Consider the following 16,424-nt stretch of genomic DNA (forward strand, 5'->3'; position numbering starts at 1 on the left):
CTCCTTGGGGTGGTTGACAAGACAATCATCCGCGAGCGATGGCGGCCTCAGGCCTGGCTTGCGGGGATGGGGTTGGGGATACGAATGCCGCATCCCGCATGGCCGTGTTCATGGCGACCGCTTCGCGCCAGTGCTCGGCCGGGGATTGCGAAAGCGCTTGCGCCACGCTGAACTCGCGCAGCGGTGGGTATTCCTGGCGCAGCGCAATGGTGTTGCCGTCGCGACCGAAGATGAACTGACCCACCGGACCCTGGTTTTCGTAGCGGGAGGCCTCTTTGGCTGCTGCAGCCGCCAGCGTGTGAATCTGTCGTTGATTCATCCCGAGTTGGCCGAGCCGGGGGGCGAGCTGTTCCATGAAGCGTTCGGCATGCTCGCTCTGACGGGTGCTGGGCTGCGGGCGACCGGCCCCTGCGGGCTTCTTGGCGACCGAGTCGAGCCGTTTGTCCAGCGACTCCCGCAGCTGCTGTCCGGCATCGGCGGGCAGGCGCTTTTCATAAAGCAGTTCGCCGGGCCAGTCGCGGCGGCTGAGATAGATGTCCACCCGATCGCTGGTCTTGCCGGGCAGGTCGCGCTCGACGATGACTGCGCTCAGCGGCACTCCTTTGTCTGAGACATAGTCCTTGCGCCAGACCGCTCCCTCTGCGCCATTGAAGCGCCGCCAGCCGTCGGCGCGCTCGCGTTCGCCATGGGCGACCGGGTCGAGCTCCCGCGGGGCATGCAGACCCTCGCGCGGGTCGTGTGTAACGGGGTAGTCGGCCCGGCCGGCCGCTCCCTCGAGCACCCGGCTCCCTACTGGAAACGCCGATCGCGCCAGCGAATGTCGGCCTGCATTGGCGACCTTGTCTGAGTACGGCAGATCACGCTCGTGGTAGACCGTGGCGCTGCCGTCGTGGCGCTTGTCTCTCGGCATCTCCTGGATCGGTACGCCCGATTTCTGGAACCAGTCGTTGGACGCTTCAAGCACCCGAGCGCCGATGCCTCGGTCGTAGCCGCCGCCGATGTTGCAGTGGTTGCCGGTCACCGGGACCACGGTGACATCGGGGTGGGTGCTGTGGTGCACGCCTTTGAAGAGGGTGCGGTACTCGTTCTGCGCCTGCACCACGGTGATATTTTCCGAGGTGGGCGAGAAAGAGCTGTTGCCGTCGTAGCCGGTGGTCACCGGGTCGTAGATCATGGCCCCGGCCAGACCCAGCTGACCGGGGGGTATGAGGGTCTTGCCAGTTTGTGGATCGGTCAGGCCGCGCTCGTAGAGCAACTGGCTGAAGATGGCCGCCGTGCCACCGCCCCGGCTGAAGCCGGTGGCCATGACCTTCAGGGATTCTGTGGGGTTGGCTTCGGGGTGGGCGCGGAGCCAGTCGGTGGCTTCGTCTTCGAAGTCCTTGTATGCCCTTGATGCTGTGGCCCGCATTTCTGCCGATGGCATGAGCGCGTCGGCAAGACCTTCGGCACCCGGATCGGTGCCGACGCCCCGGTAGTACTGGGTCTTGAAGTTGTCCGCTTCTAGCGGTTTCATCTGCGACCAGAGTTCGGCCACATTAGTGGGCAGTGGATTGCCCGAGAGCTTGAGGTCGTCCTTGTCGTTGTTGGTGCCGTCGAAATGGGCCACGAAAACAAACTGCTGGCCGGTGCGGGCGCCCACCTGTGGCGCAGGTGAGCGGGCTACGGCCTCGACCTGGGAGTCCAGGCGAACGCGTTCCGCTTCGTTGAGCCGCTTGACCACCTCGCTCATGGTTTGGCCTTCTCTGCGGCCTCACGCGCTGCGCGGGCGCTAGGGCGTCCTCCGCGTACCTTTGGCGGGGCGTTGTCCGGGTAGAGGGTCTTGACGTCCAGATGCTTCGTCGAATCAGGGCCGTTGGGAGCTTTGCCCGGTGGCAAGTAATTGAGCTTTGTTCCCCATTCGGTATGGGGTATCAAATAAACGTACAACTGGTTTTCGTCGATTAGGAAATAGACCGTTGTGTCATGCATCTCCTTTGGGGATGGCAGACGCTTTCTCAGATCGACCTTGTCCTCATACACCTGGCCCGTCGCCTTGTCCCTCCACTTGACGTAGAGGAAATCGCCGATAGGCATGTTGCCTGCCGTACCACAGTTTTCCCCGCGCCGGGCTTTGCCCGACTCGACTTCTTGCCGGGTGTGAGCACCCATACCATCGCCATAGAGGCAATCGAGGATTTCGACCTGTGGCATGTCGACCGCCTGGTAGTAATCCACGCCGTGAAACGCAAACCGCTTCTCTTCGCTACAAGCGGAGAATGTGCTCATGATTGAAATCCCGATCAGAAGATGAAGTAGCCGGCGCATGGTGTGCAGAAGCCCGGGGGCTTTTGGATTCGTGTGGGGTGGTGAGGACGAGGCGAAGCCTCGCACGGACGGTCCGCAGGCGGCGTCCTTGCACGGTCGGGGCAAATGCCCGAAGCAGCTTGGTGGTGTTTGGATGGTCGGCTCCCTGGCGCCCGTGGTGGTCCACAGGTCGCCTGTGCGTCGGATCGGGTCCGACAGCGGGAGATGCTAGCGTCAAACCGCTTGGGCTCGGCCTCAAGCGTGCACTATTTGGTTACATTTTGAACCGCACATGCGGTGCCACCACCGGCACCGTCAGCATGGTGCTGGCCACGGCCATCAGCAGCAGGGCGGTGAAGGTCTCGCTGGTGATGACCTGCTTGTCCAGCAGGATGTTGGCGAAGATGATCATGATCAGCGCCTTGGTCTGCAGCAGCCAGCCGATGACGCTGGCCTCGCCCGGGCCCCAGCCCAGTACGCGGCCGGCGATGCGCACGCCGATCAGCTTGCCCGCCACCGACACGAACAGCAGCAGCGCCGCCGCGGCGAACACCTCGGCACCGCCGACGGCCCAGTTGGTGCGCAGGCCGGTGGAGAGGAAGAACACCGGCATCATCACCAGCAGCACGTGGTGGCGCAGCTGGTCGAGCCTGTCCTGATCGAACCAGTGCGCGTCCATGATGGCGCCGGCCAGGAAGGCGCCCACCATGTAGTGCAGGCCGGCCCAGTCGGCGCCGAAACCGCAGGCCGCGAGCCAGATCAGCGCCACGTACCAGCGGTCGCGCTCCTGCAGCCAGGCCATCAGGCGCCGGAAGCCCCAGCCCAGCAGCACAAAGGCGATCAGGAAGACCACCTGCTTGCCGATGCGGCTCCAGTCCATCAGGATCAGCGCCAGCACGCCCCAGATGGCGATGTCGTCCAGGCTGGCGTAGCGCAGGATGCGCTGGCCCAGCGGGTGGCGCAGGATCTCCAGCTTCTCCATCAGCAGGATCAGGATCGGCAGCGCGGTGACCGCGCAGGCCATGCCGATGCCCAGAACGAACTGCCAGTGCTGCGCCAGCGGTCCCATCCACCCGGGAAACTGCAGCAGCACCAGCGCGGCGCCGCAGCCCAGCAGCAGCGGCGAGCCCAGCGCCAGTCCGGCGGTGATGCCGCTCTCGCGCCGGTGCTTCCAGGCCTGGGCCAGGTCCAGCTCGACGCCCGCGATCATCACGAACAGCATCACCGCCCACCAGGCGATGCCGTTGAGCGACTGCACCACCGCTGGCGTGAACACGAACTGGTAGTACTCGGGTGACCACTTGCCCAGCACCCCGGGCCCGAGCAGGATGCCCATGATGATCTGCACCACCACCAGCGGCGCGAAGTAGTCGGTGTTGAAGACTCTCCAGACCAGCCAGGGCAGGCTGAAGATGATCAGCATCGCGATCAGGAAGATCTCGGTGGTGTTCATGCCGGGCGCACCCCGGTGTACTCGCGGAAGATGCCCAGCGACACCGAGCAGCCCACATCGGCAAAGCCGGCGTGCCGCAGCGCATCCATGATGGTCTCGGGGTCCAGCGCCGCCTCAATGGTGTCGCCGTAGTAGGCCCAGAGCTTCTGCACGTCGGCGTGCCGGCCGGTGAGCCGCGCCATCAGCGGCACCAGCACCGAGATGTGGAAGCGCAGCAGGCCCCGCAGCAGGCGGCCGCGCGGGCGGCTGATTTCCATGATGCAGACCTTGCCGCCCGGCTTGAGCACGCGCAGGTACTCGGACAGGACCTTGTCCAGGTCGTCGACATGGCGCAGGGCATAGCCCATGGACACGAAGTCGGCCTGCGCGTCGGGCAGGGGAATGGCCTCGCCGAAAGCCTCGATGGTCTCCACCGACACCTTCTTGCGCAGCTCGACCAGCATGCCGGGCGAGGGGTCGACCGCGATCACCCGGCCCGTCGGGCCGACCAGCTCGACCCCGGCCACCGTGACCAGTCCGGTGCCGGCCGCCACGTCCACCAGCGTCATGCCGGCGGACAGGCCGTTGCGCTTGAGCACGTCGCGCCGGTACCAGGCGCCGCTGCCCAGGGCGGTCAGGCTCTCGGCGCTGTCGTAGCCGCCGGCCGCCTGGTTGAACATGGTCTGGGTGAGCGCGCGGCGCTCGCCCTCGCTCTTGAAATAGGGGCGCAGGCGCGGGTCGTCCTTGAGCGCGCCTTTGCCCTGGCTGGGGTGGTTCATGTCAGTGTTCCGATCCAAAAAGACGTCGCCAGACCAGCAGGGGCAGCCGCAGCACGAAGCCGATGAAGAGGCGGGTGTGCATCCAGGTCAGCAGGGTGTTGTCGCGCAGGTATTTGAAGTGGGAGACGCCGCCTTCCTCCGCGCTGAGGTAGCGCACCGGGGCGTCGATGTTGAGCGGCCGCACGCCGGCCCAGCACAGCCGCACCACGGCCTCGGGGTCGAAATCGAAGCGGCGCATGAAGCGGTTGCCGCGCATGATCTTCGCCAGCGGCGCGATGGGGTAGACGCGGAAGCCGTAGAGCGAATCGCCCACGCCCATCCACAGCGTTTCCAGGTTGGCCCAGCCGTTGGAGACCTTGCGGCCGTTGACGCGCAGGGCCGGGGCCTCGGGGCCGAACACCGGCTTGCCCAGCACCATGGTGCCCGGGTCGCGCTGCGAGGCGGCCATGAAGGTGGGGATCAGGTCGGCCGGGTGCTGGCCGTCGGAGTCCATGGTCAGCGCGTGGGTGAAGCCCTCGCGCGCGGCCTGTTCGATGCCGGCGAGCACGGCCGAACCCTTGCCCTGGTTCTGCGGCAGCACGATGACACGCAGACCAGGGTCGCGGGCCGCTTCGGCCTGCAGCAGCCGGTCGGTGCCGTCGGTGCTGCCGTCGACGACGACCCACACGGGTGTCCATTGCGCGCGGGCCTGGCGCACGGTGTCGATGACGCCCGGGCCGGGGTTGTAGCTGGGGATCAGCACCAGGTGGGTGCTCGAAGCAGAAGCGGTCATGCGGTTGGGGCGGTGGGCACGCGGACCTCGCGGCGGAAATAGGCCTCCAGCTCGGTGGTGAAGGCGGTGTGATCGGTGGGGGCGTCGAAGCGGCGGCCCAGTCGGGCCTTCACGGTCAGCGGCAGCACCGGCGGGCGCAGCAGCGGCCAGGCCTTGCCCAGGTAGGCGGTGGAAAAGTCCAGCAGCACGGTCTGCACCGGGACACCGGCGCGGCGGGCGATCATGCCCGTGGTGGGCTGCAGCGGGTCGACCGGGAAGTGCACGGTGCGGCTGCCTTCGGGGAACAGCACCAGGTGGGTGCCCTGCTGCAGCGCCTCGCAGCTGCCCGTGATGATCCGCAGAATACCGTCGTTGCGCACGTAGCGGGCCAATCGGGCCGCCGAGCCGAACAGCGGGTTGTCCATCAGGCTGGCCTTCATCACGCAGATCGCGTCGGGCAGCTGCGAGACCAGGATCACTGCGTCCAGCAGGGATGGGTGGTTGGCTGCGATGATCAGGCCGCGTTCGTTGCGCAGGCCCTCGATCTCCGACAGGTCGAAGCGGCAGGCACACAGCCGCTCCAGCAGGCCCAGGTAGAAGCGGAATCCCGCCGCGATCACGCGCCGGCCCAGCCGCTGGCCCACGGGCCGCGGCAGCAGCGGGTGCAGCAGCATGGCAAAGGGAAGCCAGGTCAGGCAGAGCAGCGCCAGTGCACCCAGGCCGACGTGCATAGCCAGGTGCTCGTACAGGGTCCACAGCGGACCACGTGGCCGCAGCGTGTCATTCATCGACCGGTACGCGCTCGCTCGATTCGCCCAGCACCCAGGACACCGCCACGCCGCCGGCCACGTAGTGCCGCGTGCGCACCAGCGGGCTGGCCTCGAAGGCCGCGCCGCGCAGGCTGTCGTAGCGCAGGAAGGCGCCCACCCACTGGTTGCCGAAGCGCTTGGAGATGCCCACCAGGTACTGCATGCCGGCGAACCCGGCGCCGGCCCGGTAGGCCGCTCGGTCGGCGGTGGCGTAGGCGGCGTCGACGCCATAGAAATACTGGTGCTGCTTGCGGTCGCCGAACAGCGGGCCGGCCTGCAGGCCCACGTTCCAGCCCGGCAGGCCCGACAGGTCCGTGAGGTCCAGGTTGAGCTTGGGGTGCAGCACCCAGCCCAGGCTCTTCGGGTTGCGCTCCAGCGTGTAGGCCGCGCGCAGTGGCAGCAGCAGCTTGAGCTGGCGCGCCTTGCCCTCGGTCTGCCACAGGGTCAGGTTCAGCTGCGGGCCGACCTCGAAGTTGGCGCGCAGGTCGGGCATGCCGGCGCGCGCCCGGATGTCCTCGCTCGATGCGGGGGGCGAGAGCGCGGCCGAGACAGTCAGCTCGGCGCGGTCGGAATCGAACAGCTCGGCGCGCACGCCGTCGCGGTCGGCCTTGAGGAACTCGCCGCGGTAGACGAAGTAGGGGGTGGGCAGCACGAAGGCCTGGCGCTGGTCCGAGCCGCGGTAGGCCGGAAAGCTCACCGCCGCCACACCGGCGCCGGCTTCCCACAGCGGCTTGTCTTCCGCGCCCTGGGCCGGGGCGGTGGCACCCAGGCCCAGGAGCAGGCCAGCCATACCCGGTGCGGACGCGAGGCGGAGCAGGGTCTTCATGCGTTGTACATGGCGGGGTCGTCCACCTTGCGGATGTTGAAGCGGCGCCGCTGCCAGGCCCTGAACGCGCGTCGGGGCTGGGTGATGTTGGCGATGTAGTACATCGCCTTGAATATGAGGATCGAGCGCCAGATCGGGGTCTTGCCGAACACGTCGCCCGCCAGCACCGACAGGATGGCTTCCTTGACGCGGAACACGTTCTTGGGACCCATCAGGAAGTCGCGCATGATCGGGTTGGTGACGCGGTAGATGAACCAGGAGAACTCCTTGGGCCCGTGGCGCATCACGCGGTCGAAGCGCTTGAGCGCGGCTGCGGCCCGCTGCGGCTGGCGCAGGCAGGTGTCGATGGTGTCGGCCCCCACCACCGCGCTGTGCATGGCGAGCCAGACACCCGAGGAGAACACCGGGTCGATGAAGGCATAGGCGTCGCCGAGCATGAGGTAGCTCTGGCCGTGGTTGCGTTCGGAGACGTAAGAGAAGTTGCCGGTGGCTTCCACCGGGCTCACCTGCGTGGCCATGGACAGGCGCTCGGCCAGCGGCGGGCAGGTGGCGATGTTGTCCATCATGAACTCCTGCAGGCTGCGCGAGCCCTTGGACTTCATGTGGTACGGCCAGGTGACCATGCCGATGCTGGTGGTGCCGTTGGTCAGCGGGATGAACCAGAACCAGCCGTGCGCGAACCAGAAGATGCGGATGTTGCCTTCTTCCTCTCCTTCACCGCGGTCGGCGCCGTGGAAGTGGGCGTAGAGGGCCGAGCTGTTGTGGCGCGGGTTGCGGTGCTTGATGCGGAAGCGGTTGGCCAGGAAGGTGTCGCGCCCGGAGGCGTCGACCACAAAGCGCGCGTGCCAGCGCACCGCCTGGTCATCCGCGTCCATGGCGCTGACATGGGCGCCGCCGCCGTCCAGGAATTCAACCCCGGTGACCTTGACGCCCTCCAGCGCCAAAGCGCCCTTGTTGCGCGCATGGCGGAACAGGATGTGGTCGAAGTCGGCGCGCCGCACCTGGTAGGCGGCGGGCATGGACTTGTCCCAGGCGTCGGCGAAATAGAAGGTCTGGGCGCGGCCGTGCTCCATGGAGACGAACTCCGCACCCGGCTTGTGCATGCCGATGGCCTTGATCTCGTCGGCAATGCCCATCTGTTCGAACAGCGGCAGGTTGGCGGGCAGCAGCGATTCACCGATGTGAAAGCGCGGGTGGTGGGCCTTTTCGAGCAGCACCACCTGGTGGCCTTTTTCGGCGAGCAGGCTGGCCACCGTGGAGCCGGCCGGGCCGCCGCCGATGACCAGCACATCGCAGGAAGGGGCGCTGACGCTGCTCGGGACCGGTGTGTTCATGGCGTGGGATTCGGAATGCAATGCGGAAGCCGCCGGGCGGGTGCCGGCGGAAGCCCCGCATCATAGTCCGTCGCCCTCAGCCGACCGGCTCGGGCAGCCGGCCCGGCAGCAGGGCGCGGGCCGGGTCATTGGCGGCCGGGTCGGGCGCCACCAGCCGGCCCAGCGCGCCGGTGTCGAGCCCCGGATGGTCGGCCAGGGCGCGACCGAGGATCTGCCCGGCCAGCGTGTGCAACTGGGCGTTGGACGCACGGATGCGGGCCACGAAGCCGGCGGCGTCCAGTGTGTCGTTGAGGCTGCGGTTGAGTTCGGCGAACCAGGGCAGGGTGGCCTGGTCCAGCATCACCGCGGGGTTGCGCTTCTCGCTGACCACCGACCAGGCGCGCAGGAAGTCCTGCACCGCTCGGTTGAGCGCCTGGCACTGGGCCAGCTCGGTGCGCAGTGCGGCCAGCGACGACAGGTCGGCCAGCCGGTCGTGGAAGACGAACTGCGCCAGCACGCCCCAGTAGTAGGTGTAGTCCCAGATCACCTTGACCGGCAGCACCTCGGGGTCGCCGAAGATCGGGTACTGGTCCTGGTAGAGCGCCAGCGTGCTCTCGTAGAACGAGTGCAGCAGCTGGTCGAACACCTGCACCCGCGCGCCCAGGCGCTCGCCGCGCCGGTCCATGCTGACCAGCTCGGTGATGTATGTGTTGCTGATGGCGATGAAGTCGCTGCCTGGTGAATAGAAGGGGTCGAGGAACAGCCCGGCCTCGCCGGTCAGCGCCCAGCGGTCGGCCGAATAGACCTGCTTGCAGCCGTAGGAGAAGCGCTTGAAGAAGGCGAAGTCCTGCAGCAGGTGGCGCTTGCCGTCCAGCTCGTCGAACAGCAGCGGCTGGTAGGTCTGGAACCAGTCCATGGCCTTCTCGAAGGTGTCCATGGTGTCCAGCGGGTGGATCGCCGGGTCGGCCACGATGCCGACCGAGTGCGAGCCCGAAGACAGCGGGATCAGCCAGACCCAGTAGCCCGCACCGACCAGGTGGTTGGTCGAGAGCCAGCGCGCCGGCGGGTCGCAGCGCCCGCGCCACTCGGCGTTGTCGGTCCAGCGGTCGATCTCGATGCGGTCCTTGATCCGGAACCAGATCGCGTGGGCGGCGTGGTTGTTCGGCTCCGCCAGACCGAGCTTGCGCTTGATCAGGCCGGCGCGGCCGCAGGCGTCGACCACCCAGCGGCTGTCCACCTCGTGTGGCGATGTGCCCAGCGAGTAGCCCACCCGGTGCAGGGCGGCCGGGTCGGCGGACGACTCGGCCAGGTGGATCTGCCGCACCATGGAGCCCTCGATCACCTCGATGCCGCGGCGGCGGGCCTCTTCGACCAGGAAGTTCTCGAAGATGCCGCGGTCGATCTGGTAGCTGGGCACGGAGAGGTGGCGGCTGGCGCCGATCTCGGTCACCTGGTCCAGGTCGCGCCGGCCTTCGGAGAAGAAGAAGCGGAAACCGAACTTGCGCAGGTGGCGCTCGCGCAGGTGATCGCCCAGCCCCAGGACCTTGTCGAAGTAGTGCGCACCGACCTCGACCGTCGATTCACCCACCTTGTGGGCGGCTTCGGGCGCCGGGCCTGCGCGGCGCTCCAGCACCAGGATGTCCAGGTCGGGCTCTCTCTGTCGCAGCTGCAGGGCCAGCGTCAGGCCGGCCAGTCCACCACCGAGGATGACGACGTCGCGGGGAGGGTGTTGCGGATTCATGGCGGCAGTATCGCCGCATTGCTTCGTTGTGGCGGCCTGCGGAACGGGGAAACCGAGGGGTTCAGGGGGCGATGCGCAGGTCCAGCGACTGGTGGGCCGACAGCGGCCAGACGAGCCGCGCCGGTTGCGCGGCGGCCAGGGCCTCGAACAGGGGCAGGGCGGGCGCCATGGCGTTGCGGCCCAGCGCCTGCGCGGCGGGGCTGCGGGCGGCCGGCGGCTCGGTGGCGCCGGGGCGCAGTTGCCAGTCCAGCCGCGCGGTGCGGGCCGGCCCGGCCTGCGGCGCCAGCACCAGCGCCACGGCCAGTGCGCCCTGGCTGCGGGTGGTGTTGGTCAGGGCGCCGACGGCGGCGGTGTCGTAGGCCACGTACAGCACCGGCCGCTGCTCGGCCTGGCACTGCACCAGCGCTTCCAGCAGGCCGTGGGCGAAGCTGTGCGCGGCGCCGCTGACCGCGGTGTTGCTCTGGCTGTTGCGGGTGAGCATGCTCCAGAACCCGGCGGGCGCGTTGTGGATCGAGTGCAGGAACCGGGTGGGCGACACCAGGGTGGGTGTGTGCACCAGGGTGCGGCACAGCTCGTCGATCACGGGCAGGTCGCCGTGGGCCGAGGCAAACACCGCCAGCAGTTGCGCGGGGTCGTGGCCACAGGCGGCCACCGCTTCGTGGGCGGCGGCCAGCGCCAGCGCCACGGTCTGCGGTGCCCGGCGCCGCTCGGCCGGTGGCAGCTGGCTGGGCGGTGGAATCGGCAGCGGCGGGTCCGCCGGAGCGGCCTCGCCCCGCAGCGCGGAACGTGCAGCCGTCCAGCCCGGCAGGGTGGGTGACCAGAGCGCGAGGCCGTCGATGTGGGCGCTGAACCGGCTCATGAATCCGCTCCGTCGGCGCGACCGAACACCAGCACGCAGTTGCTGCCGCCGAAGGCAAATGCGTGGCTGGCCACTGCGCGCACCCGCTGTTCCCGCGGCGCCAGCAGCAGGCGGCTCCGAATGCCCGCCTCGGGGTCGCGGGTGTTTACCGTGCCGGGCAGCAGGCCGTGCTCCAGCGCCAGCAGGCTGAAGACCGCGCCCAGGGCGCCGGCCGCGCCCAGGGTGTGGCCGGTCATGCCCTTGGTGGAGCTGACCGGTGTGCCAGGGGAAAAGCGCCGCCCGATCAGCCGCGCCTCGACCTCGTCGTTCTTGGGCGTGGCGGTGCCGTGCAGGTGCACGAAGCCGATGTCGCCGGTGCCCAGCCCCGCGCGGGCCAGCGCCTGGTCCAGCGCGGCCTCGGCACCCGCGCCGTCGGGGTCGGGGGCGGACAGATGGTGGGCGTCGCTGGACTCGCCGTGGCCCAGCAGCTGCAGGCCACCGGCGCCGCGTTCGAGCAGGGCAAAGGCCGCGGCTTCGCCGATGCTGATGCCCCGGCGCGCCTCGTCGAAGGGCCGGCAGGGTTCGGGCGAGACCAGCTGCAGCGCATGGAAGCCGAACAGCACGCTGCCGCACAGGCTGTCGACCCCGCCCACGACCGCCGCGTCGGCCAGCCCCAGGCGGATCAGGCGCTCCGCGGCGGCAAAGACCTTGGCACTCGACGAGCAGGCGGTGGACACCGTGAGCGCCGGACCCTGCAGGCCCAGCGCCTCCTGCGCAAAACCGGTGAGCGAATGCAAGGTGTGCAACGCCGGGTTGTCGGGCTGGGGCGGGAACACGCCGGTCGCGTCGAGCGCCTGGTAGGCGTCCTCGGTGGCGCCGATGCTGGCGGTGGACGAGCCGAGCACCAGGGCCACGCGGCCGGCCCCGTGGCGCCGCACCGCAGCGCGGACCGCGTCGGCAAAACCGTCCGCCTGCAGGCCCCGCCAGGCCAGCCGGTTGTTGCGGCAGTCCCAGTGCGCCCAGCGCGCCGGCAGGGGCTGCTCCAGCCCGTCGACGCGGCCGACGCAGGTGGCCAGGGGTTCGGCCATCGGGGCGGCGCCGAAGTCGTGCGGTCCGAGCGGGCGCAGGCCGCTGCGGCCTTGCGCAATGGCGTCCCGCATCGCCGCCTGACCGTCGCCCAGGGCCGACACGGCGGTGAAGGCTTGGACGCGAAGCGGAGGAATGGGCACGGTGATCGGTGGGTGGGTGGGGTGGTGGCGGGCATTGTAGGTAGCGAAGCGGGGGCTGCGGACAGGCCACCCCCCGGTAAAATCGTCTCTCTGTCCTGTAAGGCGCCTGCTGGCGCGCACCCCCCACCCCATGCCCCCTTCGTCGACCGAACTGCCCCCGCCGGCGGCCTCTTCCATTTGGCCCTGGATCAAAGGCTTGGCAGCGGCCCTGGTGGCGGTGGCCTGGGCCGTGGCCTCGCACATGGCGGCCGGGCAGAGCGAACCCTCCGGCTGGGGCGCGGCCCTGGCGCTGGCGCCGGTGGTCACGGCCCTGGTGCTGGGCCTGTGGAGCCTGCCGGCGCGCTGGCTGGGCCTGACGGGCCTGGCCCTGATGGCGGTGCTGCTGGTCGGCGCCTGGCCCTGGCTCACCGCCCGCGTGCCGCTGCTGTTCTTTCTGGACCAGACCGGCGTCTATATATTGATGGCGGTGGTGTTCGGCCGCACCCTGCGGGGGCCGGGCGAGTCGCTGGTGACCCAGATGGCGCGGCTGGTCCACGGCGGGGTGCTGTCGGCCCGGCAACTGGTCTACACCCGGGGAGTCACCATCGCCTGGAGCGTGTTTTTCCTGGTCATGGCCCTGGTGTCGGTGGCGCTGTTCCTGTGGGCACCCACGCCGGTCTGGTCGACCTTCGCCTACCTGCTGGGCGGCCCGCTGATCGGCCTGATGTTCCTGGGCGAATTCCTCTGGCGCCGCCACGCGCTGGCCGGCGAGGACAAGGCCACCATCGCCGACGCCATCCGCGCCTGGAAGGCGCACAACGCCGACAAGGCGCCCTGATTTTTTCCGCCCGCCACCCGCGGGCCGTTTGCACCGATGTTCATCCACCTGCGCCTGCACACCGAGTTTTCCGTCGTCGACGGCACCAACCGCATCGACGACGCTGTGGCCGCGGCGCAGGCCGACGGCCAGCCCGCGCTGGCGATCACCGACCTCAACAACCTGTTCGGTGCGGTCAAGTTCTACAAGGCCGCCCGCGGGGCCGGCGTCAAGCCGGTGCTGGGGGCCGAGGTGTCGCTGGCCGGCTTCACCGACGAAACGCCGGGTGCCATGCCCGGTGCCCACCAGCCGCCGGCGCCGCGCGTGATCCTGCTGGTGCAGGACAAGCAGGGCTACCTCAACCTCAGCGAGCTGCTCGCCCGCGCCTGGACGCGCAGCGACGGCCGGGCCGGCGCGGTGGTGCAGCGCGAATGGCTGGAGGAACTCAACGCCGGCCTTCTGATGCTCTCCGGCGCGCAGGCCGGCCCGGTCGGGCAGGCCCTGGTGCAGGGCGATGCCCAGCGCGCGGCCGGCCTGGCGCTGCAGCTGGCCAGCCTGTTCCCGCACCGGTTCTACATCGAGCTGCAGCGCGCGGGCCGTGCCGACGACGAGCGCCATGTGATCGCCGCGGTGCAGCTCGCCGCGCGCCTGCACCTGCCGGTGGTGGCGACGCACCCGGTGCAGTTCCTGGCCGAGGACGACTACGAGGCGCACGAGGCGCGCGTCTGCATCGCCGAGGGCGAGATCCTGGCCAACAACCGGCGCGTGCGCCGCTTCACCCGCGAGCAGTACTTCAAGTCGTCGGCGCAGATGGAAGCGCTGTTCGCCGACATCCCCTCGGCCATCGCCAACACGCTGGAGATTGCCAAGCGCTGCAACCTGACCCTGGTGCTGGGCAAGCCGCAGCTGCCGAACTTCCCGATCCCGCCGGTGGACGGTCGCATCATGTCGGTGGAGGAGTACTTCCGCCACGTGTCCTACGAGGGACTGGAAGGGCGTCTGAAGCACCTGTTCCCCGACGAGGCCAAGCGCGAGGAGCAGCGCCCGCGCTACGTCGAGCGGCTGGAGTTCGAGCTCAACACCATCCTGAAGATGGGGTTTCCGGGCTACTTCCTGATCGTGTCGGACTTCATCAAGTGGGCCAAGGAAAACGGCTGCCCGGTGGGGCCGGGCCGGGGTTCCGGGGCCGGCTCGCTGGTGGCCTACGCGCTGCTCATCACCGACCTCGACCCGCTGCAGTACAACCTGCTGTTCGAGCGCTTCCTGAACCCGGAGCGGGTCTCCATGCCCGACTTCGACATCGACTTCTGCCAGTCCAACCGCGACCGGGTGATCGACTACGTGAAGGACCGCTACGGCAAGGACGCGGTGAGCCAGATCGCCACCTTCGGCACCATGGCCGCGCGCGCGGCCATCCGCGACGTGGGCCGGGTGCTCGACTTCTCCTACGGCTTCTGCGACGGCATCTCCAAGCTCATCCCCAACAAGCCGGGCATGAGCGTGACGCTGCAGTACCCGCCGGTGCCCAAGAAGGAGGGCGACAAGAACAACTACGCCATCGAGATGGAGCCCATCCTGGCGGAGCGCATCGAGAAGGAAGAGGACGTCAGGACCCTGATCGAGCTGGCGCAGAAGCTCGAGGGCATGACCCGCAACATCGGCATGCACGCCGGTGGCGTGCTGATCGCGCCGGGCAAGCTGACCGATTTCTGCCCGCTCTACCAGCAGCCGGGCAGCGAGTCGGCGGTGAGCCAGTACGACAAGGACGACGTCGAAGCCATCGGTCTGGTGAAGTTCGACTTCCTGGGCCTGGCCACGCTGACCATCCTGGAGATCGCGCGCGAGTTCATCATGAAGCGCCACAAGGGCCAGGAGAACTTCCGCTTCGAGGACGTGCCGCTGGACGACAAGGCGGTGTACGCGCTGTTCTCAAAGGGCCAGACCGAGGCCGTGTTCCAGTTTGAAAGCCGCGGCATGCAGGGCATGCTGCGCGACGCCAAGCCCAGCCGGCTGGAAGACCTGATCGCCCTGAACGCGCTGTACCGCCCGGGCCCGATGGACCTGATTCCCAGCTTCGTGGCGCGCAAGCACGGGCGCGAAGCGGTGGACTATCCGCACCCGGCGGTGGCCGAGATGCTCAGCGAGACCTACGGGATCATGGTCTACCAGGAGCAGGTGATGCAGACCGCCCAGATCCTGGGCGGCTACTCGCTCGGCGGCGCCGACCTGCTGCGCCGCGCCATGGGCAAGAAAAAGGCCGAGGAAATGGCCGAGCACCGCGAGAAGTTCCGCGCCGGTGCCCTGGCCACCCACGGCATTCCGCAGGACAAGGCCGACGAGGTCTTCGACCTGATGGAGAAGTTCGCCGGCTACGGCTTCAACAAGTCGCACGCCGCCGCCTACTCGCTGCTGGCGTACCACACGGCCTGGCTCAAGGTGCACTACACCGCCGAGTTCTTCTGCGCCAACATGACGGTGGAAATGGACGACACCGACAAGCTCAAGGTGTTGTGGGAGGACGCGCGCAAGATGGGCATGGGCTTCGAGCCGCCCGATGTGAACCGCGGCGGCTACCGTTTCGAACCGGTCACCGACAAGCTCATCCGCTACGGCCTGGGGGCCGTCAAGGGCACGGGCCAGCAGGCCATCGAAGCCATCGTCGCGGCGCGCGAAGGGCGCGGCGAAGGCCCGAACGGCGACGAGAAAGGCCCGTTCACCAGCCTGTTCAACTTCTGCCTGCGGGTGGACCGCCAGCGCATCAACAAGCGCACGGTGGAAGCGCTGATCAAGGCCGGCGCCTTCGACGCGCTCAACCTCAACCGGGCCGAGCTGCTGGCCTCGCTGGACGTGGCCTTCGAATACGCGGCCGCGACGCAGGCCAACGCCCACCAGGGTGGCCTGTTCGACATGCTGGGTGGCGACGACCATGGCTCCAGCACGCAGGAGCCGGCCTACGAGACCACCACGCCCTGGGGCGTCAAGGAGCGCCTGACGCACGAGAAGACCGCCATCGGCTTCTACTTCTCAGGCCATTTGTTCGACGAGGTCGAGCGCGAGGTGCGGCGCTTTGCCCGCACGCCGCTGGCCGACGTGAAGGAAAGCCGCGACCCGGTGATCCTGGCCGGCATCGTCTCGGACTTCCGCGTCATCAACGGACAGCGCGGCAAGCTCGCCTTCTTCAAGCTCGACGACAAGAGCGGCGTGCTGGAGGTCAGTGCCGACGAACACCTGATCAACCAGTACCGCCACATTCTCAAGGACGACGAGCTGCTGGTCGTGCAGGCGACCGTGCAGCCCGACCGTTTCTCGGGCGGGCTGCGGCTGAAGATCCAGCAGATCTGGGATCTGGCAGCCGCCCGCTGCCGTTTCGGCAAGTACCTGCGCGTGGCGGTCAACGGCCACGCACCGGCCATTGCCCAGCTGGTGCGGGACTTCCCGCCCCGGCGCGAAGAAACCGAGCAGGGCGAGCTGGTCCGTGGGCTGGGGGTGCGGCTGATGATCGAGCGCGCCGGCGCGCGCTGCGAGCTGCAGCTGGACGACCGGGCGCTGTTTTTCCCGACCGATGCGGCGCTGGCCAGCTGGATGGCACAGGCCCACGAGCGGCGCGCCGAGATCGTGTTCGACTGA

13 protein-coding genes are annotated in these 16,424 nt (G+C 68.6%); 2 read left to right on the forward strand and 11 right to left on the reverse strand.

Going from position 1 to position 16,424, the window contains the following annotated elements:
- Positions 1-25: 25 nt before the first annotated feature.
- The 11 genes from HPS01S_RS16340 to HPS01S_RS16390 all read right to left on the reverse strand — a co-directional run bounded on the left by HPS01S_RS16340 (position 26) and on the right by HPS01S_RS16390 (position 11,995).
- Positions 26-1,729, reverse strand: coding sequence for a dienelactone hydrolase family protein (locus tag HPS01S_RS16340; RefSeq protein ID WP_066158371.1), 1,704 nt, complete (start codon positions 1,727-1,729; stop codon positions 26-28).
- Positions 1,726-2,265 (reverse strand): hypothetical protein, encoded by a 540-nt coding sequence (locus HPS01S_RS16345; protein WP_157576387.1) that lies wholly within the window; start codon positions 2,263-2,265, stop codon positions 1,726-1,728. The genes HPS01S_RS16340 and HPS01S_RS16345 overlap by 4 nt, the downstream gene beginning before the upstream one ends.
- Before the next feature lie 292 nt (positions 2,266-2,557).
- Positions 2,558-3,736, reverse strand: a complete 1,179-nt coding sequence (locus tag HPS01S_RS16350; protein ID WP_066158375.1) for a cation:proton antiporter — start codon at positions 3,734-3,736, stop codon at positions 2,558-2,560.
- A complete protein-coding gene (locus tag HPS01S_RS16355; protein WP_066158377.1) occupies positions 3,733-4,494 on the reverse strand; it encodes a class I SAM-dependent methyltransferase in 762 nt (253 codons plus the stop codon). The genes HPS01S_RS16350 and HPS01S_RS16355 overlap by 4 nt, the downstream gene beginning before the upstream one ends.
- 1 nt (position 4,495) lies before the next feature.
- Positions 4,496-5,266: a glycosyltransferase family 2 protein gene (locus HPS01S_RS16360; RefSeq protein ID WP_066158378.1), complete on the reverse strand. Its 771-nt coding sequence runs from the start codon at positions 5,264-5,266 to the stop codon at positions 4,496-4,498.
- Positions 5,263-6,033, reverse strand: a complete 771-nt coding sequence (locus HPS01S_RS16365; protein WP_066158380.1) for a lysophospholipid acyltransferase family protein — start codon at positions 6,031-6,033, stop codon at positions 5,263-5,265. The genes HPS01S_RS16360 and HPS01S_RS16365 overlap by 4 nt, the downstream gene beginning before the upstream one ends.
- Positions 6,026-6,880: a MipA/OmpV family protein gene (locus HPS01S_RS16370; protein WP_066158382.1), complete on the reverse strand. Its 855-nt coding sequence runs from the start codon at positions 6,878-6,880 to the stop codon at positions 6,026-6,028. Before HPS01S_RS16370 ends, HPS01S_RS16365 begins: the two co-directional genes overlap by 8 nt.
- Positions 6,877-8,214: an NAD(P)/FAD-dependent oxidoreductase gene (locus HPS01S_RS16375; protein ID WP_066158384.1), complete on the reverse strand. Its 1,338-nt coding sequence runs from the start codon at positions 8,212-8,214 to the stop codon at positions 6,877-6,879. The genes HPS01S_RS16370 and HPS01S_RS16375 overlap by 4 nt, the downstream gene beginning before the upstream one ends.
- A 76-nt stretch (positions 8,215-8,290) precedes the next feature.
- Positions 8,291-9,934, reverse strand: coding sequence for an NAD(P)/FAD-dependent oxidoreductase (locus HPS01S_RS16380; protein ID WP_066158385.1), 1,644 nt, complete (start codon positions 9,932-9,934; stop codon positions 8,291-8,293).
- A 61-nt stretch (positions 9,935-9,995) separates the two neighbouring features.
- Positions 9,996-10,793, reverse strand: coding sequence for a beta-ketoacyl synthase chain length factor (locus tag HPS01S_RS16385; RefSeq protein WP_066158387.1), 798 nt, complete (start codon positions 10,791-10,793; stop codon positions 9,996-9,998).
- The gene (locus HPS01S_RS16390) at positions 10,790-11,995 is read right to left on the reverse strand and encodes a beta-ketoacyl-ACP synthase (protein WP_066158479.1); all 1,206 of its coding nucleotides are present in this window, start codon (positions 11,993-11,995) and stop codon (positions 10,790-10,792) included. Before HPS01S_RS16390 ends, HPS01S_RS16385 begins: the two co-directional genes overlap by 4 nt.
- Before the next feature lie 136 nt (positions 11,996-12,131).
- Here HPS01S_RS16390 and HPS01S_RS16395 point away from each other — a divergent pair, with 136 nt between their 5' ends.
- Together HPS01S_RS16395 and dnaE are read left to right on the forward strand one after the other, a co-directional pair.
- Entirely contained in the window at positions 12,132-12,818 is a 687-nt protein-coding gene (locus HPS01S_RS16395) for a COG4648 family protein (RefSeq protein ID WP_066158388.1), read from the forward strand.
- Positions 12,819-12,854: 36 nt separating this feature from the next.
- Positions 12,855-16,424: a DNA polymerase III subunit alpha gene (dnaE, locus tag HPS01S_RS16400; RefSeq protein WP_066158389.1), complete on the forward strand. Its 3,570-nt coding sequence runs from the start codon at positions 12,855-12,857 to the stop codon at positions 16,422-16,424.

The sequence above is a fragment of the Hydrogenophaga pseudoflava NBRC 102511 genome (assembly GCF_001592285.1).
GTDB classification, from domain to species: domain Bacteria; phylum Pseudomonadota; class Gammaproteobacteria; order Burkholderiales; family Burkholderiaceae_C; genus Hydrogenophaga; species Hydrogenophaga pseudoflava.